Genomic DNA, 17630 nt, shown 5'->3' on the forward strand with positions numbered 1-17630 from the left:
AGGGTGGGCAGTGTGGCTCGACACGACCGGCTGCAGTCGGAGCCGACGGGCGAGGTGCGCATGAGTCTGTCACTGCGCTTCGCCGCCGGTTCCCACAAGGGCATGATCCGCGAGGGCAACGAGGACTCCGGCTACGCCGGGCCCCGCCTGCTCGCCATCGCCGACGGCATGGGCGGCCAGGCGGCCGGCGAGGTCGCCTCCTCCGAGGTGATCTCCACCATCGTCGCCCTCGACGACGACGTGCCCGGCTCCGACGTCCTCACCTCCCTCGGCGCCGCCGTGCAGCGCGCCAACGACCAGCTCCGGCAGATGGTCGAGGAGGACCCGGCCCTGGAGGGCATGGGCACCACCCTGACCGCCCTGCTGTGGACCGGGCAGCGCCTGGGCATGGTCCACGTCGGCGACTCCCGCGCCTACCTCCTGCGCGACGGCGTGCTGACCCAGATCACGCAGGACCACACCTGGGTGCAGCGCCTCGTCGACGAGGGACGCATCACCGAGGAGGAGGCGGGCACCCACCCGCAGCGCTCCCTGCTGATGCGCGCCCTCGGCAGCGGCGACCACGTCGAACCCGACCTGTCCATCCGCGAGGTGCGGGCCGGCGACCGTTACCTGATCTGCTCCGACGGTCTCTCCGGCGTCGTCTCCCACCAGACGATGGAGGACACCCTCGCCAGCTACCAGGGCCCCCAGGAGACCGTCCAGGAGCTGATCCAGCTCGCCCTGCGCGGCGGCGGCCCCGACAACATCACCGTCATCGTCGCCGACGTCCTGGACCTGGACACCGGCGACACCCTCGCCGCACAGCTCTCCGACACCCCCGTGGTCGTCGGCGCCGTGGCCGAGAACCAGGCCCAGACGGGCGACAACGGCATCATGCAGACCCCGGCCGGCCGCGCCGCGGGTCTGGGCCGGCCGCGCGGCGGGGGCGGCGAGTTCGGCCCGCCCGGCAGCGGCGACACCACGGGCTTCGTCTCCACCGACGGCTTCGACGACTACGGCCCCGACGACTTCGCCAAGCCCCGCAAGAACCGCAAGTGGCTCAAGCGGTCCCTGTACACCGCCCTCGCCCTCGCCGTCATCGGCGGCGGCACCTACGGCGGCTGGCGCTGGACGCAGACCCAGTACTACGTCGGCACCAACGACGACCACCTCGCGCTGTACCGGGGCATCAGCCAGGACCTCGCCTGGGTCTCGCTCTCCAAGGTCCAGAAGGACCACCCCGAGATCGAACTCAAGTACCTGCCGCCCTACCAGCAGAAACTGGTCGAGGCCACCATCCCCGAGGGCGACCTCAACGACGCCCGGGCCAAGATCGAGGAGCTGGCGGTCCAGGCCTCCGCCTGCAAGAAGCAGGCGGAGAAGCGCTCCACGGAGACCGAGAAGAACGCGAAGACCGGTGAGGGCGAGGCCGGAGGCACCACGGGAACCAGCCCCGCCTCCTTCACGTCCAAGGCCTCGCCGAGCCCGACCCCCTCGGGATCGGCCGAGGCACCCGAATCGCCCGAGTCCACGACCGCACCCAACCCAGGCTCAGGACCGACCCTCTCGGAGGAAGAACAGAAGGTCGTCTCGCTGTGCGGTAAGCAGTAGGCAAGCCGTGAGAGGCCCTGTCACACGATGAGCAGTACTACCAACCCGTCGACGCACCACACGTCCACGATCGGCGCCATCGGCGCCCCGAGCCGGCGCAACACCGAGCTGGCTCTGCTCGTGTTCGCCGTCCTGATCCCGGTCTTCGCCTACGCCAACGTGGGCCTGGCCATCAACGACGAGGTGCCCGCCGGGCTGCTGAGCTACGGCTTCGGCCTCGGCCTGCTGGCCGGCGTCGGCCACCTCGTCGTGCGCAAGTTCGCGCCGTACGCCGACCCGCTGCTGCTGCCGCTGGCCACCCTGCTCAACGGGCTCGGCCTCGTCGCCATCTGGCGCCTGGACCAGTCGGGGCGTCTCCAGGCGAGCAAGCTGTTCGTCGAGGCGGCGCCTCGCCAGCTCCTGTACTCCGCACTCGGCGTCGCCCTGTTCGTAGCGGTGCTCGTCTTCCTCAGGGACCACCGAGTCCTCCAGCGCTACACCTACATCTCCATGGCCGGCGCGCTGGTCCTGCTGCTGTTGCCGCTGGTTCCGGGCCTCGGGCACAACACCTTCGGTGCCAAGATCTGGATCAAGATCCCCGGCCTCGGCACTCTCCAGCCCGGCGAGTTCGCCAAGATCATCCTCGCGGTGTTCTTCGCGGGCTACCTCATGGTCAAACGCGACGCCCTGGCCCTCGCCAGCCGCCGCTTCATGGGCCTCTACCTGCCCCGCGGACGTGACCTCGGTCCGATCATCGTCGTCTGGATCATCTCGATCCTGATCCTGGTCTTCGAGACCGACCTCGGCACCTCGCTGCTCTTCTTCGGCATGTTCGTGATCATGCTGTACGTCGCCACCGAGCGGACCAGTTGGATCGTCTTCGGTCTGCTGATGTCGGCGGCCGGCGCCGTCGGCGTCGCCTCCTTCGAGTCCCACGTACAGCAGCGCGTCCAGGCCTGGCTCGACCCGATGCACGAGTACGAGCTCAGCCGGCAGGGCATCTTCGGCCACACCGAGCAGTCCATGCAGGCCCTGTGGGCCTTCGGCTCCGGCGGCACCCTCGGCAGCGGCTGGGGACAGGGCCACTCCGACCTCATCGGCTTCGCCGCCAACTCCGACTTCATCCTCGCCACCTTCGGCGAGGAACTCGGCCTCGCCGGCCTGATGGCCCTGCTCCTGCTCTACGCGTTGATCGTGGAACGCGGCGTGCGCACCGCCCTCGCCGCCCGCGACCCCTTCGGCAAGCTCCTCGCCATCGGCCTCTCCGGCGCCTTCGCCCTCCAGGTCTTCGTCGTCGCCGGCGGCGTCATGGGCCTCATCCCGCTCACGGGTATGACCATGCCCTTCCTGGCCTACGGCGGTTCCTCCGTCATCGCCAACTGGGCGCTGATCGGCATTCTGCTGCGCATCAGCGACACCGCGCGCAGGCCGGCCCCCGCCGCGCCCGCCAGCCCCGATGCCGAGATGACCCAGGTGGTGCGTTCGTGAACAAGCCGCTGCGCCGCATCGCGATCTTCTGCGGGCTCCTCGTCCTCACCCTGCTCGTCCGGGACAACTGGATCCAGTACGTCCAGGCCGACGAGCTCAAGGAGGACGAGCACAACCGCCGCGTCGCCATCGAGCGGTACGCCACCCCGCGCGGCGACATCATCGTCGACGGCAAGGCCATCACCGGACACGCCGCCACCGAGGGCGACTTCAAGTACAAGCGCACCTACAAGGACGGCGCCATGTGGGCGCCCGTCACCGGTTACGTCTCCCAGGCCTTCGGCGCCACCCAGTTGGAGTCCATCGACGACGGCATCCTCACCGGCAACGACGACCGGCTCTTCTTCCGCAACACCCTCGACATGGTCACGGGCAGGAAGCGCGAGGGCGGCAACGTCGTCACCACCCTCAACACCGCCGCCCAGAAGGCCGCCTACGAGGGCCTGAAGAAGCAGGGCGCCAAGGGCGCCGTCGTCGCGATCGAGCCGTCCACCGGCAAGATCCTCTCCATGGCCTCGTACCCCTCGTTCGACCCCACCACGATCGCGGGCAGCGACGACGCGGCAGGCGAGGCCTGGAACAGGCTGCAGAAGAAGAACAACCCCGACGACCCGATGCTCAACCGCGCGCTGCGCGAGGTCTATCCGCCCGGCTCCACCTTCAAGGTGGTCACCGCGGCGGCGGCCCTGGAGCACCACCTGTACGGCTCGGCGGACGAGAAGACCGACTCCCCGCTGCCCTGGACGATGCCGGGCACCAGCACCGACCTGCCCAACGAGGGCGACCTCCCCTGCGAGGACGCGACCCTCCGCGAGGCCCTGCGCGTCTCCTGCAACACCGTCTTCGGCAAGGTCGGTTACGACCTCGGCAACGACAAGATGCTGGAGACCGCCAAGAAGTTCGGCTTCACCGAGGAGCAGTTCGTCCCGGTCCGCTCCAGCGCCTCCGTCTTCTCCGACGGCATGAACGACTCCCAGGTCGCGCTCTCCTCCATCGGCCAGTACAACACCGCCGCCACCCCGCTGCAGATGGCCATGGTCACCTCGGCCGTCGCCAACAACGGCACCCTGATGAAGCCGTACATGGTCGACGCGCTCCAGGCCCCCAACCTCGACACCATCCAGAAGACGGACCCCGAGGAGATGAGCAGGCCGCTGTCGGCGGACAACGCCCAGATCCTCCAGTCCATGATGGAGACCGTCGTCGAGGACGGCACGGGAACCAACGCGCGGATCGACGGCGTCACGGTGGGTGGCAAGACCGGTACCGCACAGCACGGCGTCGACAACAGCGAGAACCCCTACGCCTGGTTCATCTCGTACGCCAAGACCGACGACGGCAGCTCGCCCGTCGCCGTCGCCGTGGTGATCGAGGACGAGAACGCCGGCCGCGACGACATCTCCGGCGGCGGCCTCGCGGCGCCGATCGCGAAGAACGTCATGGAGGCCGTCATCGACAGCAAGAAGTGACCGCGCCCCGAACGGGACGTGACTCCCGTCACGTCTCCTTCACATCGGCGCACGTTGCGATACCGGTCCCGTATCGGCTGCCCGGCTCGGCCAAGGGGCCCGGAGCGAGCCGGGTACGGTAGGCCGGACGGCAGCCTCCGACCGTACAAGCATGCCGGTCGGGACCGACGGAGAGGGCTGGTAGGTAGCTATGGAAGAGCCGCGTCGCCTCGGCGGCCGGTACGAGCTGGGCCCGGTGCTCGGCCGTGGTGGCATGGCGGAGGTTTACCACGCGCATGACACCAGGCTCGGGCGCCAGGTGGCGGTGAAGACGCTGCGCGCCGACCTCGCGCGCGACCCGTCCTTCCAGGCCCGGTTCCGCCGGGAGGCCCAGTCGGCCGCCTCGCTCAACCACCCCGCGATCGTGGCGGTCTACGACACGGGCGAGGACTACATCGACGGGGTCTCCATCCCGTACATCGTCATGGAGTACGTCGACGGCTCCACGCTCCGCGAGCTGCTCCACTCCGGCCGCAAGCTGCTGCCGGAGCGGACGCTGGAGATGACCATCGGCATCCTCCAGGCCCTGGAGTACTCGCACCGGGCCGGCATCGTCCACCGCGACATCAAGCCGGCCAACGTCATGCTGACGCGGGGCGGCCAGGTCAAGGTCATGGACTTCGGCATCGCCCGCGCCATGGGCGACTCCGGCATGACGATGACCCAGACCGCCGCCGTGATCGGCACCGCCCAGTACCTCTCCCCGGAGCAGGCCAAGGGCGAGCAGGTCGACGCCCGGTCCGACCTGTACTCCACGGGCTGCCTGCTCTACGAGCTGCTCACGGTCCGGCCGCCCTTCGTCGGCGACTCCCCGGTCGCCGTCGCCTATCAGCACGTGCGCGAGGAACCGCAGGCGCCGAGCGTCTTCGACCCCGAGATCACGCCCGAGATGGACGCGATCGTGCTGAAGGCCCTGGTCAAGGACCCGGACTACCGCTACCAGTCGGCCGACGAGATGCGCGCCGACATCGAGGCCTGCCTCGACGGCCAGCCCGTCGGCGCCACCGCCGCGATGGGCGCCATGGCCGCCGGCGGCTACGGCGGCTACCCCGACGACCAGCCGACCACCGCGCTGCGCTCGGACGGGGGCGGCGCCGCCACGACCATGCTGCCGCCGATGAACCCGGACGACGGCGGCTACGGCTACGACGACCGCCCAGACCGGCGCCGCCAGCAGCCCCGCAAGAAGAACACCTCCACGATCCTCCTGGTGCTGGCCGGCATCCTCGTCCTCGTGGGCGCCATCCTGATCGGCAGGTACGCCTTCAGCGGGGGCGGCGGGCCGGGCGACAGCACGGTGCCCGTGCCCGCGCTGATCGGTCAGACGCAGGACGACGCCGAGAAACAGCTCACCAACACCGACCTCAAGCTGGGCACGGTCGAGCAGAAGCCCTGCGAGGACCAGAAGAAGGGCAGCATCTGCGCCCAGGACCCCAAGCAGGGCACCGAGGTCGACAAGGGCACCACCGTCAACCTCGTGGTCTCGACGGGCGCGCCCAAGGTCGCCGTCCCGAACGTGATCGACAAGAACGTGGACGAGGCCACCCAGCAGCTCGAGGACAAGGGCTTCAAGGTCGAGACCAAGCAGACCGAGTCCTCCCAGGACGAGGGCACGGTCCTCAGCCAGGACCCGGACCCGGGCAAGGAGCTGGAGAAGGGCTCCACGGTGACCCTCGAGGTCGCCAAGGCCCAGGAGAAGGCCACGGTGCCGGACGTGGTGGGCCGGTCCTGCGACGAGGCCAAGTCCCAGGTGGAGAGCAGCGGCGACCTCACGGCCGAGTGCGCGGAGCAGCCGACGAACGACCCGAACCAGAACGGCAAGGTCATCTCCACCAGCCCCGCGGCCAACACCCAGGTGGACAAGGGCTCCAAGGTCACGATCTTCGTCGGCAAGGTGGCGGAGAAGACGAAGGTGCCCGAGATCAAGCTCGGTACGCCGCTGTCCCAGGCCCAGCAGACCCTGCAGCAGGCCGGCTTCACCAACATCCAGGTCAGCGGCCCCAACGACGGCAACGCCATCGTCATAGGGCAGAACCCGCCGGCCAACAGTGAGGTGGACGACCCCGCCGGCACGCAGATCACCCTCACCACGGTGGGCGGCAACAACGCCAACAACGGCGGCGGCGACAACGGCGGCGGCTTCATCGGCGGCCTCCGCGGCCGGGACTGACCCGCCCCCGGACGACCGGAGCCCCGGTCCCTCACCCGAGGGGCCGGGGCTCCGTGCTGCCGGTGCAGGAGGCCGGCGATGCCGGTCCAGGACGCCGGCGCGGTTCCGGAGACGCGGGCCCGGCGGCACGGCGGCGTCACCGCCACCGCTACGCCCGTGACCGCCGCCGCACGGCGGCCACCACCGCGACGACGAGACAGAGCACACCGGCCGCCCCGAGCAGCACGAAGAACACGACGGCCGGGTTCACCCAGGCGGGAACGAGATCGAAGTCCTCGTTGCACTTGCTGCGCAGCGGGAACCAGCGGTCGAACTCCTCCGCGTGCGCGGCCCGGTAGGAGGCGTCGTAGCGGACACCGTGGCCGTGGACACACGCCTCCCCGACATCGAGGCCCCCGGACAGGACGCCGGTCACGTAGGCGACGGCGGAACCGGCCGCTCCCGCCGAGACACCGGCCGCACCCCACGACAGCCAGGTGCGGGGCCGCGTCCACGCCCGCTCACGAACGGCCCGGACGCCACCGCGGCCCCCGGCGACGATCCCCACGCACAGCATCGCGACCACGACGGCCACGACGGAGCCGACCGCCCCGAACAGGAACAGCAGCGCGACGCCCATCACCACCAGCCCGCCCAGGTGGGCGAGCCGCTCGGGCCGCAGCGTCGAACGTGCCCTCATGCGTCATGTCCCGGCGGGATCCCCACGGCGCTCCGGCGGAGGGCCGGGCCGCGCCGGGCGACTCGCTCGCCTCACCGCAACTCCGCGGGAGGCGTCCGGTCCCCGTCGACCTTCTCCGTGCGGACCAGTTCGCCCCAGACCACGTACCGGTAGCGGCTCGTGTAGACCGGCGTGCAGGTCGTCAGGGTGATGTAGTGGCCGGCCTTCTTCCTGCCGGACTCCTCCGGGACGGCGTCGAGCACGTCGACGTTGTACTTCGAGGTCTCGGGCAGGACGGCGTACGTCTTGTACACGTACCAGGTGTCCTTCGTCTCGAAGACGATCGGGTCGCCCTTCTCGATCTTGTCGATGTTGTGGAACTTCGCGCCGTGCCCGTCCCGGTGGGCGGCGAGCGAGAAGTTGCCCTTCTTGTCCGAGGTGGGCAGCGTCGCCTTGACGGGGTCGGTGTAGTAGCCGGCCACGCCGTCGTTGAGGATCTTCATCGACGTGCCCTTCTCCACCAGGATGTCCCCGCTCCCCATCGCCGGGACGTGCAGGAAGCCGATGCCCGCCTTGGTGTCCAGCGTTCCCGGACCGTCCGGGCCCACCCGGTCCTGGGCCCAGTCGTCCCGGACCTTGTCGGCCTGCCGGTCCGCCGCGCGGTCGGCGACCACGTTGGTCCACCACAGCGAGTAGACGACGAACAGGCCCATCACCAGGCCCGCGGTGATGAGCAGTTCGCCGAAGACGCTGACCGCCCGGGCGACGATCCGTCCGGGACCCCGGCGGCGGCGTGTCCCGGACTCCGCCGGTCCGTCCTCGCCGGCGTGCTCCTGCTGCTCCGTGTCGGTGGTCGCTGCCACTGGTCATCCGCCCTTAACTGACGAGCGCATCCGGCTTGCCCTTGCTGCGCGGCCGTTCCTCGACCATCTTGCCCCAGACGATCATGCGGTACTTGCTGGTGAACTCCGGCGTGCAGGTGGTGAGGGTGATGTAGCGGCCGGGTCCCTTGAAGCCCGACTGCTTCGGGACCGGGTCCAGCACGCTGATGTTGCTCGGCGACGTCACCGGCAGGATCGACGCCATCTTGTACACGAAGTACTTGTCCTGCGTCTCCACGACGATCGGGTCGCCCGGTTCCAGCTTGTTGATGTACCGGAACGGCTCACCGTGGGTGTTGCGGTGGCCCGCGAGCCCGAAGTTGCCGGTCCTGGCGTCGGGCATCGCCGTCTTCAGCCCGCCCTCGGAGTAGTGCCCGACCATGCCCCGGTCGAGCACCTTCTTGCTGCTGATGCCCTCGGCGATCGGCACCACCACGTCCAGCTTGGGAATGTGCAGCAGCGCGAAGCCCTGGCCCGGCTCGAACGTCCCCGGGTTGCGCTTGCCGTTCGCCCAGTCGTCCTGGAGGCTGCTCGCGGCCCGGTCGGCCTGCGCGTGCGCCCGGACGTTGGTCCACCAGAGCTGGTAGGTGACGAACAGCAGCATCAGCACACCGGTCGTGATGAAGAGCTCGCCCATGACCCGGCTGGCGATCACCGCGGCGCCGGGCTTCCGTGCCCGGGCCTGCCGACGGGCCTCCACGCGCGACAGCGGCGCCTTGGGCTGCTCCTCGCCCTCCGCCTCCGCCGACCGCGCCCGGGGCGCCCCACGGCGCCCGTGACGGCGTTTGGCGGCCTTCCGGCGGGCCGCGCGACCGCCGCCCACGGGGCCGTCCGCTGCGGAACCCGTCCCGGTGGCCGTCCGCGGCACCGGGGGTTGCGGGATCCGCAGCGCCACCGTCTCGTCGTCGACGGGCGGCGGGCGGTACGGCTCACCCGGCCCGGCGGAGGTGAACCCGCCGTACCAGTCGTCCCCGAACGCACCGGAATCCCCGTACGGCTGCCCGTACGAGGATCCCTGGTCACCGGCTGTGCCGGAGTCGCGCTCGGGGCGCAGCGCGGTCACGCCGTGGCCCTGCCCACCACCGGGGCGAGCCCCGCCGACCTCGCCACCGCGTCCCGGTCTCCGCACTCCGCCAGCCAGTTGGCCAGCATCCGGTGCCCGTGCTCGGTCAGCACCGACTCCGGGTGGAACTGCACGCCCTCCACCGGCAGGTCCCGGTGGCGCAGGCCCATCACGATCCCGTCGGGGGTGCGGGCCGTCACCTCCAGCTCCGCCGGGACCGTGGCCGGCTCGGCCGCCAGCGAGTGGTACCGCGTCGCGGTGAAGGGGGAGGGCAGGCCCGCGAAGACGCCCCTGCCCGTGTGCTCCACCGGCGAGGTCTTGCCGTGCAGCAGTTCCGGCGCCCGGTCCACCACACCGCCGTAGGCCACCTGCACCGACTGCATGCCCAGGCAGACGCCGAAGACCGGCACCCCGGTCGCCGCGCAGTGCCGGACCATGTCGACGCAGACGCCCGCCTGCTCCGGCGTGCCCGGGCCGGGCGAGAGCAGCACGCCGTCGAACCCGTCCTGGGCACGGGCGGTCGACACCTCGTCGTTGCGCAGCACCTCGCACTCGGCGCCGAGCTGGTAGAGGTACTGGACCAGGTTGAAGACGAAGCTGTCGTAGTTGTCGACGACGAGGATGCGCGCGCTCACTGGTTGTCCACCGTCACATCGTTGAAGGGCAGCAGCGGTTCCGCCCACGGGAAGACGTACTGGAAGAGCACGTAGACCACGATCATCGCCAGCATGAGCGAGAGCAGCGCCTTGACCCACGCGTTCCCCGGCAGATGCCGCCAGATCCAGCCGTACATGCCGTCCCTTCCGTCGCACCACGGCGCCAGACTCACGCCGCACGGCACCAGACTAGCGGCGCGGGGGTCCCCGGAACGGCCCTAATCCACAGGCTGGGCATACTGCAGGTCCGCCGTGCCCGAGTAGCCCGGCAGCGTCACCCGCCCGTCGTCCTGGACCTTCCAGCCGAGCCCGTAGACGTTGACGTACACCATGTAGTTCTGGATCGCCGGCGACTTCGCCAGCGCGTTCTTCAGCCGCTCGGGATCGCCCACCGCCTGGATCTTGTAGGGCGGGGAGTAGACGCGGCCCTGGAGGATCAGGGTGTTTCCCACGCAGCGCACCGCGCTGGTGGAGATCAGCCGCTGGTCCATGACCTTGATGCCCTCGGCGCCGCCCTGCCACAGCGCGTTCACCACGGCCTGCAGGTCCTGCTGGTGGATCACCAGGTAGTCGGGCTGCGGCTCCGGATAGCCGGGGAGCTTCGCGGTGGCGTCCGGCGGGGCGTCGTCGAGCGTGACGGTGATCGCCTCGCCCTTCAGTTTCCGGGTGCCCGCCTTCTTCTCCAGCGCGGCGAGCTTGTCGTCCTCGGACTTCGTCCGGCCGTCGTCGCGCGCGGCGAACGATTCGACCTCTTCGCGCAGGGCACCGTTCGACTCCTCCAGAGCGCCGTTCTCCCGGCTGCGCTCGTGGATGAGATCGGACAACTTGAGCAAAGAGGCGTCCGTACGGATATTGGTGCCCTTCGCGGTATTGAAGCTGGTGAAGAAAATAAGTCCCGCGAGCGCGAAGACGGCCGCCGTGAGCACCCGCACGGGCCGGAAACGGCGCCGGCGGCCAGGGCTGGATCCCGTTCCGGGGGAGTCGGCAGAATTGCTCAACGTACCCTTATCTCCTTCGGCGCCACGGAAGGACTACGCTAACGGACGCCCGGGGGAGCGCTCCAAGTTCCCTTGTCCCCATGTACGCCGCCCACCGAGACCGACCCCCCGTTCCCTGCGCGGCCACGCAGCGCATCGACAGGAGAGACCCTCGTGCCGAAGTCACGTATCCGCAAGAAGGCCGATTACACGCCGCCGCCCTCGAAGCAGACGGCCAGTATCAAGCTGACCAACCGCAGTTGGGTCGCGCCGGTCATGCTGGCCATGTTCGTCATCGGCCTCGCCTGGATCGTCGTCTTCTACGTCACCGACGGTTCCCTGCCCATCGACTCGCTGGGCAACTGGAACATCGTGGTGGGCTTCGGATTCATCGCCGCCGGGTTCGGCGTCTCGACGCAGTGGAAGTAGCCGGGCGGTAGCTCTCCGGAGGCTCTGCCCAGGGGTATTCACGGAGTTATCCACAGGCGCTGTCCACACGCTGGGGAAAAGAAAGACGATCTGTGGATAACCCACCGGGCATTGACGCCGGTGTGACGGAAGTACCGGTCGGACCCCGCTCCCGAAAACACGTTCGCCCCCTGCCTGACCTGCACGAACACTGGTCAGCGACAGGGGGCACACGTGTTCCCGCACACTGTGCACAAGATCCGCCACCTACTGTGGACAACAGGGCGCTCAGGTGAGCTGGGCGGTCCTCACCAGGGTCAGTACGACGACCGCCACGAGGACCAGCGCACAGGTCCCGTACTGCACGAGCGTCCGCCGCTCACGCGGGGCGTGGAGCATGGCGTAGCCGATCAGCCCTCCGGCGACCAGGCCGCCGACGTGTGCCTGCCAGGCGATGTTGGACCAGGTGAAGGTGAAGACCAGGTTGATCGCCAGGAGAATGACGACCGGCCGCATGTCCGCGTTGAGCCGGCGGACCAGGGCGGCGGTGGCGCCGAAGAGGCCGAAGATCGCGCCGGAGGCACCGAGCGAGGGCTGGTTCTGTGCGGCGATCAGATAGGTGAAGGCGCTGCCCGCCAGTCCGGAACAGAAGTAGAGGGCGAGGTAGCGGGCCCGCCCCAGCGCCCCTTCCAGGGGTCCGCCAAGCCACCAGAGGCTGACCATGTTGAAGAGGATGTGCAGGTAGCTGCTGTGCAGGAACATCGCGGTCAGCAGCCGGTACCACTGGCCCTCGGCGACGCCCTCCACCGGGCCGGGGAAGGTGATGTACGCCCGCCCGAGCAGCTCGAACTGCTGGGTGAAGCGGTCGCCGACGGAGAGCTGGACCAGGAAGAGGGCCAGGTTGATCCCGATCAGGACCTTGGTGACCAGTCGCGGGTCGGCGGCGACGACACCGCCGGCGAGGGTGCGGGGCCGGGACGCGGCGGGCGCCGGGCCGCTTCCTCCGGTACGGCCGCTCGCACAGTCCGGGCAGTGGAAGCCCACGGACGCGTTGACCATGCAGTCCGGGCAGATGGGGCGCTCGCAGCGGGTGCAGCGGATGCCGGTCTCGCGGTCGGGGTGGCGATAGCAGCGGGGCAGGCTGTGGGCTCCCGGTGGGCCGGCGTCCGGCGGGCCGGCGGCCGCGTGGTCCATGACATCCCCTTGGTCGTCCTGCGGGCGGTGTGTGCACATGCACCGCCCCGTCCTTCTTTACGGATGAGCGGGGCCTTTGGTTCCTGCCCGGCCCACGGCCCCGTCAGGCCTCGCGGGTCTCGACGACGACCGATTCGAGGACGATGTCGTTGAGGGGGCGTTCGGTGCGGGGGTTGGTCCGGGCGGCGGCGATGGTGTCGACGACCTTCTGGCTGGCCGCGTCGGTCACTTCGCCGAAGATCGTGTGCTTGCGGTTGAGCCAGGTGGTCGGGGAGACGGTGATGAAGAACTGGGAGCCGTTGGTGCCGGGGCCCGCGTTGGCCATAGCCATCAGGTAGGGCCGGTCGAAGGCGAGGTCGGGGTGGAACTCGTCCGGGAACTGGTAGCCCGGGTCGCCGGTGCCGTTGCCCAGCGGATCGCCGCCCTGGATCATGAAGCCGTTGAGGACCCGGTGGAAGACCGTGCCGTCGTAGAGCCGGGCCGTCGACTTCTCCCCGGTGGCGGGGTGGGTCCACTCCCGCTCGCCGCGGGCCAGCTCGACGAAGTTCCTGACCGTCCGGGGCGCGTGGTTCGGCAGCAGCCGGACCTCGATGTCGCCTTGGGTGGTCTTCAGAGTGGCGTAGAGCTGCTCGGCCACGGTGTGCCTTCCGTCGTCCTGTGATGCGCACCGATCCTCGCACGGCCGGTGGCACGTTCGGCTCTCTTACCGCTGGGTCACGAGCGTGCGGGGCCGATCCGTGGCATGGTCGGGGACAGGCTCGTGCTGCCCGGTATGCAGCGGTTATTGACGTGGATCAGCTCGTGTTCGCAACTTCGTACCCACTTGTCCCAGCGGTCCCGGCGACATCGCCCGTGACCCGGATGCCCGCCCTCGCATGCCTGGTGACGCGTCCCCAGGCATGATCCGTAAAAGGGTGGAAAGTCGAATTACCGTACGCCACCGAGGAGGAGGAACCCGTGACCCGCATCGACAGCGTGCGCGCCGCGACCGGTTCGGCGAAGGACAGCGTGCTGCACGCCGCGGAAGTGGTGGCGCCCTACGCCGACACGGCCAAGGACAGGGCCGCTCACTATGCACAGGAGGCGCGCGTACGGCTGGCGCCCAAGGTGTCGCAGGCCACGTGCCAGGCACGTCATCAGTACGGCACGCATGTCGCGCCGCGGCTGGAACAGGCCCGTACGCATGTGCCGCCGAAGATGGACGCGGCCGCGCAGGAGGCCGCGGTCCGTGCCCGGCTGGCCGCTCGGCAGGCCGCCGAATACTCACGGCCGAGGATCGAGCAGGCCGTGGCCGCGGCCGGTCCCGTGCGGGACGAGGCCACGGCCCGGGGTGCCGCCGCGCTGGCCGCGCTGCGCGGTCAGGTGACGGCCAAGGAGATCCAGCGGCTCACCCGCAGGAACCGGCGTCGGGCCAGCGCCGGCCGGGTCGCCAAGGTTCTCGCGGTGGTGGGCATCGTCGCGGGCGGTGCCTTCGCCGCGTGGAAGTGGTGGGACAAGCAGGCCAACCCGGACTGGCTGGTGGAGCCGCCGGAGGCGACGGAGGTCCCCGAGTCGGGGCGGCTGACGTCGGTGGACGGCACCGGCGACGCGATCCTCGACCCCGAGGTACAGGCCAAGCAGGCCCAGGAGGAAGCGGCCGAGGGCGACGAGCCCCGCTGATCCTGACCGCGGTCCCGGCGCCGACTGCCTTCTCATCGCCGCGGGGCGGGAGACCTTGTGTCTCCCGCCCCGCGGCGTTTCACGTGAAACAACGCCGTACGCGGCTCAGCGGCCGTACCGGCGTTCCCTCAGGGAGTAGGAGCGCAGGGCCCGCAGGAAGTCGATCTCGCGGAAGTCCGGCCAGTAGGTCTCGCAGAAGTGGACCTCCGCGTAGGCGGACTGCCAGAGCAGGAACCCGGAGAGCCGCTGCTCGCCGGAGGTGCGGATGATCAGGTCGGACTCGGACCGCGTCTTGGAGTACAGGTGCTTGGAGATGTGCTCCATGGTGAAGGTCTCGATGAAGTCGTCGATGTCGCCGCCCTGCGAGCTGTGCTCGGTGAGGGCGGAGCGCACGGCGTCGACGATCTCGCGCCTGCCGCCGTAGCCCACGGCGACGTCGACCTTGGTGCCGCCCTTGCGTCCCTGGGTGGCGGCGGTGGCGGTCTTGAGGCGGCTCGCGGACTCGGCGGGCAGCAGGTCCAGGGCGCCGACGGCCTCGACGGGCCAGGGGTTGCCCGGCGCGGCCAGTTGCTCGACGACCTCGGCGATGATGTCGATGAGCGGGTTGAGCTGCTCTTCGGGCCGGTGGAGGTTGTCGTCGGAGAGCATGAACAGGGTGACGTGCTCGATCTTGGCCGAGTCGCACCAGCGCAGGAAGTCCAGCACCTTGGCACCGCCGGCCCGGTAGCCCTCCCGCGGGTCGTCGATGCCCGACATCTTGGCCCACCGGCGGTTGCCGTCGAGCATGATGCCGATGTGCTGGGGGCGTGGACGGCCCTCCAGCTCTCTGACCAGCCGCTTCATGTAGAGCGCGTCGAGAGCGGCCCGTACCTTCGCTCGCATGGTCAACCCCTTCCACCTCGTCGGTAGCGACTGAACTGCTCCGACGGCGATGAGCCACGTGGCACCGCCCCGCGGGGGTGTGGCGCTGATGCCCTGTGGGGTGACGATATCAAGAGCAGACAGCCCCGCCCGGGCGACGAGAGGGCCCGTGGGCGGGCCCGCGCCGATGGCGGCGCGGGCGTCGGAGCATTCTTCCAGGCAGTCAACTGGGCCTGTTCCTCCGGGTGTTGTGAGTCACGTCGAAGCGACCCTGAACGGAAAAAGCGCCCCCGTCCTACGTTTCCGCAGGTCGGAGGCGCTCTTCGCGGTGGAGCCTAGGGGAGTCGAACCCCTGACATCTGCCATGCAAAGACAGCGCTCTACCAACTGAGCTAAGGCCCCTCGGGAGGTGTCGCCGGTCCGGGTGTCGCGGACCGCCGGTCACCGCGGACAAGAGTACCGGGTCGCCCCACGTATCTCACAAATGATTGGGGCTCCCGGGGAACGACCACGCTCCGTAAGATGCTCGGCGTGGTTCGCTGGAGCGAACTGCGGTTTTTGGGGAAGCGATGGGGAGACGCAATGGACGCCGCACAGCAGGAAGCCACCGCGAGGGCGCGGGAACTGCAGCGGAACTGGTACGGGGAACCACTGGGGGCGCTCTTCCGCAGGCTCATCGACGATCTCGGTCTCAACCAGGCTCGTCTCGCGGGGGTGCTGGGGCTGTCCGCGCCGATGCTGTCGCAGTTGATGAGCGGCCAGCGGGCGAAGATCGGCAATCCTGCCGTGGTGCAGCGGGTGCAGTTGCTCCAGGACCTGGCGGGCCAGGTCGCCGACGGCAGTGTGAGCGCGGCCGAGGCGGCGGAGCGCATGGACGAGATCAAGAAGTCGCAGGGGGGCTCCGTACTCAGCAACACCACGGCGACCACGAGCAGTTCGGGTGCGCCGACGGTCAAGCGGGTGGTCCGTGAGATCCAGTCGCTGCTGCGCTCGGTGGCGGCGGCGGGGGACATCATCGACGCGGCGGACGCGCTCTCCTCCTCGCATCCGGAGCTGGCGGAGTTCCTGCGGGTGTACGGCGCGGGCCGCACCTCGGACGCGGTCGCGCACTACCAGTCCCACCAGAACTGACCCCGCGGGTCCGCTCGCCGGGAGGCCGGCGGCCGGGCCCGCGGGAGTGGCGCGACAGGTCCCAGGGGAGGAGCGGCGCACAGCCATGGGTGAGGTCTTCGCGGGCCGGTACGAACTGGTCGACCCGGTCGGCCGGGGCGGGGTGGGTGCCGTCTGGCGTGCCTGGGACCACCGGCGCAGGCGTTATGTGGCCGCGAAGGTGCTCCAGCAGCGGGACGCGCACTCGCTGCTGCGGTTCGTCCGCGAGCAGGCGCTGCGGATCGATCATCCCCATGTGCTGGCGCCCGCGAGCTGGGCCGCCGACGACGACCAGGTCCTGTTCACCATGGACCTGGTCACGGGCGGTTCGCTGGTCCACCTGGTCGGGGACTACGGCCCCCTGCCGCCCGACTTCGTGTGCACGCTGCTCGACCAGCTCCTGTCCGGCCTGGCGGCGGTGCACGGGGAGGGCGTGGTGCACCGTGACATCAAGCCCGCCAACCTGCTCCTGGAGGCGACCGGGACGGGCCGTCCGCGCCTGAGGCTGTCCGACTTCGGTATCGCGATGCGGCTGGGTGAACCCCGGCTGACGGAGACCAACCTGGTGGTGGGGACGCCGGGTTACCTGGCACCGGAGCAGATGCTGGGCGCGGAGCCGGACTTCCCGGCGGACCTGTTCGCGGTGGGCCTGGTCGCCCTGTACCTGCTGGAGGGGGCCAAGCCGGACGCCAAGTCGCTCGTCGAGCACTTCGCCGAGCACGGGACGCCGCCCGCGCCGCGGGGGGTGCCCGAACCACTGTGGCAGGTCGTGGCGGCGCTGGTGCAGCCGGACCCGTCGGCGAGGTTCCGTACCGCGACGGGGGCGCGCAAGGCACTGGCCGCGGCGGTGGAGCTGCTGCCGGAGCCGGGGCCCGACGACGAGCTGATCGAGATCTTCGACCAAGTGGGCCCGCTTCCACCGGGGTTCGGCCCCGAGGGGCCGCTCAGGAGGGCGTCCGGCCTGGACGACACGGCGACCGCCGCGGACCCGGGCCCCGCTCCACAGGTGCCGCCGCCTCCCCCGTGGGCGACGCCACCGTCCGGCGCCTTCCTCGGCGCGCCCTCCACGGACCCGGCGCACGACGCCCAGCCGCCCGGCGCCCCGCCCACTCCGACCGGCGCCCCGCCCACTCCGATCAGTACGACGTCCACTCCGACCGGTACGACGTCCACCGGCGAGCGGCATCCCGCCGCCCCCGGTGCGGCGCCGGGGGGCGTGGCCGCGACGCCGGGCGGTCCGCCTCCCGCGCGGCACTGGACGCCCCCGGCGCCCGGCGCGGCCCCACCGCACCCGGCCGGTGCACCGCCTTCCCCCGGCGGCCACACACCGGCCGCGACCGGCACGCCCTTCACCCGGGACCGGGCCCCTTCCCCCCACCCCGCGCC

At 70.3% G+C, this 17630-nt stretch carries 17 protein-coding genes and 1 tRNA gene; 8 read left to right on the forward strand and 10 right to left on the reverse strand.

The window, feature by feature from the left end:
* The first annotated feature begins 60 nt into the window (after positions 1-60).
* The 4 genes from IG88_RS0121430 to pknB all read left to right on the forward strand — a co-directional run bounded on the left by IG88_RS0121430 (position 61) and on the right by pknB (position 6738).
* Positions 61-1593 carry a Stp1/IreP family PP2C-type Ser/Thr phosphatase gene (locus tag IG88_RS0121430; protein WP_037836361.1) on the forward strand — a complete coding sequence of 511 codons (1533 nt, stop codon included), beginning with the start codon at positions 61-63 and terminating at the stop codon, positions 1591-1593.
* A gap of 27 nt (positions 1594-1620) precedes the next feature.
* Positions 1621-3060, forward strand: a complete 1440-nt coding sequence (locus IG88_RS0121435; RefSeq protein ID WP_031043555.1) for an FtsW/RodA/SpoVE family cell cycle protein — start codon at positions 1621-1623, stop codon at positions 3058-3060.
* Entirely contained in the window at positions 3057-4529 is a 1473-nt protein-coding gene (locus tag IG88_RS0121440; protein WP_031043557.1) for a peptidoglycan D,D-transpeptidase FtsI family protein, read from the forward strand. The genes IG88_RS0121435 and IG88_RS0121440 overlap by 4 nt, the downstream gene beginning before the upstream one ends.
* 190 nt (positions 4530-4719) lie before the next feature.
* Positions 4720-6738, forward strand: a complete 2019-nt coding sequence (gene pknB / locus IG88_RS0121445; protein ID WP_031043560.1) for a Stk1 family PASTA domain-containing Ser/Thr kinase — start codon at positions 4720-4722, stop codon at positions 6736-6738.
* Between the two features lie 148 nt (positions 6739-6886).
* Here pknB and IG88_RS38835 read toward each other — a convergent pair whose 3' ends face one another.
* The 6 genes from IG88_RS38835 to IG88_RS0121475 form a co-directional block, all read right to left on the reverse strand.
* Positions 6887-7417: a hypothetical protein gene (locus IG88_RS38835; RefSeq protein ID WP_051851998.1), complete on the reverse strand. Its 531-nt coding sequence runs from the start codon at positions 7415-7417 to the stop codon at positions 6887-6889.
* Positions 7418-7488: 71 nt separating this feature from the next.
* Complete coding sequence (locus IG88_RS0121455; protein ID WP_031043565.1) at positions 7489-8259, reverse strand: class E sortase; 771 nt, start codon at positions 8257-8259, stop codon at positions 7489-7491.
* A 13-nt stretch (positions 8260-8272) separates the two neighbouring features.
* Complete coding sequence (locus IG88_RS0121460) at positions 8273-9340, reverse strand: class E sortase (protein WP_031043567.1); 1068 nt, start codon at positions 9338-9340, stop codon at positions 8273-8275.
* Positions 9337-9975: an aminodeoxychorismate/anthranilate synthase component II gene (locus tag IG88_RS0121465; RefSeq protein ID WP_031043568.1), complete on the reverse strand. Its 639-nt coding sequence runs from the start codon at positions 9973-9975 to the stop codon at positions 9337-9339. Before IG88_RS0121465 ends, IG88_RS0121460 begins: the two co-directional genes overlap by 4 nt.
* Complete coding sequence (locus tag IG88_RS42700) at positions 9972-10169, reverse strand: hypothetical protein (RefSeq protein ID WP_174256084.1); 198 nt, start codon at positions 10167-10169, stop codon at positions 9972-9974. The genes IG88_RS0121465 and IG88_RS42700 overlap by 4 nt, the downstream gene beginning before the upstream one ends.
* A 45-nt stretch (positions 10170-10214) precedes the next feature.
* Entirely contained in the window at positions 10215-10994 is a 780-nt protein-coding gene (locus tag IG88_RS0121475) for a DUF881 domain-containing protein (protein WP_031043573.1), read from the reverse strand.
* Positions 10995-11147: 153 nt separating this feature from the next.
* Between IG88_RS0121475 and crgA the strand changes: the two genes are divergently transcribed.
* Complete coding sequence (gene crgA / locus IG88_RS0121480) at positions 11148-11402, forward strand: cell division protein CrgA (RefSeq protein WP_030405060.1); 255 nt, start codon at positions 11148-11150, stop codon at positions 11400-11402.
* A 267-nt stretch (positions 11403-11669) separates the two neighbouring features.
* Here crgA and IG88_RS0121485 read toward each other — a convergent pair whose 3' ends face one another.
* The gene (locus tag IG88_RS0121485; RefSeq protein WP_031043575.1) at positions 11670-12575 is read right to left on the reverse strand and encodes a rhomboid family intramembrane serine protease; all 906 of its coding nucleotides are present in this window, start codon (positions 12573-12575) and stop codon (positions 11670-11672) included.
* Positions 12576-12678: 103 nt separating this feature from the next.
* The gene (locus IG88_RS0121490) at positions 12679-13212 is read right to left on the reverse strand and encodes a peptidylprolyl isomerase (RefSeq protein ID WP_031043578.1); all 534 of its coding nucleotides are present in this window, start codon (positions 13210-13212) and stop codon (positions 12679-12681) included.
* A 320-nt stretch (positions 13213-13532) separates the two neighbouring features.
* On the opposite strand from IG88_RS0121490, the gene IG88_RS0121495 reads away from it, so the two are divergent.
* Positions 13533-14234, forward strand: a complete 702-nt coding sequence (locus tag IG88_RS0121495; RefSeq protein ID WP_031043580.1) for a DUF5324 family protein — start codon at positions 13533-13535, stop codon at positions 14232-14234.
* A gap of 105 nt (positions 14235-14339) precedes the next feature.
* On the opposite strand, the gene IG88_RS0121500 is transcribed toward IG88_RS0121495, so the two are convergent.
* Together IG88_RS0121500 and IG88_RS0121505 are read right to left on the reverse strand one after the other, a co-directional pair.
* On the reverse strand, positions 14340-15116 hold the full coding sequence (locus tag IG88_RS0121500; protein WP_031043582.1) for an isoprenyl transferase: 777 nt from the start codon (positions 15114-15116) through the stop codon (positions 14340-14342).
* Between the two features lie 308 nt (positions 15117-15424).
* Positions 15425-15497 (reverse strand) — tRNA-Ala (locus IG88_RS0121505).
* Between the two features lie 180 nt (positions 15498-15677).
* Between IG88_RS0121505 and IG88_RS0121510 the strand changes: the two genes are divergently transcribed.
* Together IG88_RS0121510 and IG88_RS38840 are read left to right on the forward strand one after the other, a co-directional pair.
* Entirely contained in the window at positions 15678-16226 is a 549-nt protein-coding gene (locus tag IG88_RS0121510; RefSeq protein ID WP_030405065.1) for a helix-turn-helix domain-containing protein, read from the forward strand.
* Positions 16227-16311: 85 nt separating this feature from the next.
* The coding region (locus IG88_RS38840; RefSeq protein WP_051851999.1) for a serine/threonine-protein kinase at positions 16312-17630 on the forward strand (1319 nt) is incomplete at its 3' end.

This window comes from Streptomyces sp. NRRL F-5650 (assembly GCF_000721365.1).
GTDB classification, from domain to species: Bacteria; Actinomycetota; Actinomycetes; order Streptomycetales; family Streptomycetaceae; genus Streptomyces; species Streptomyces ardesiacus.

Coding starts and splice junctions, on each gene's coding strand:
- IG88_RS0121430 (WP_037836361.1), top strand. CDS start 61: ATGAGTCTGTCACTGCGCTTCGCCGCCGGTTCCCACAAGGGCATGATC.
- IG88_RS0121435 (WP_031043555.1), top strand. CDS start 1,621: ATGAGCAGTACTACCAACCCGTCGACGCACCACACGTCCACGATCGGC.
- pknB (WP_031043560.1), top strand. CDS start 4,720: ATGGAAGAGCCGCGTCGCCTCGGCGGCCGGTACGAGCTGGGCCCGGTG.
- IG88_RS38835 (WP_051851998.1), bottom strand. CDS start 7,417: ATGAGGGCACGTTCGACGCTGCGGCCCGAGCGGCTCGCCCACCTGGGC.
- IG88_RS0121485 (WP_031043575.1), bottom strand. CDS start 12,575: ATGGACCACGCGGCCGCCGGCCCGCCGGACGCCGGCCCACCGGGAGCC.
- IG88_RS0121500 (WP_031043582.1), bottom strand. CDS start 15,116: ATGCGAGCGAAGGTACGGGCCGCTCTCGACGCGCTCTACATGAAGCGG.
- IG88_RS0121510 (WP_030405065.1), top strand. CDS start 15,678: ATGGACGCCGCACAGCAGGAAGCCACCGCGAGGGCGCGGGAACTGCAG.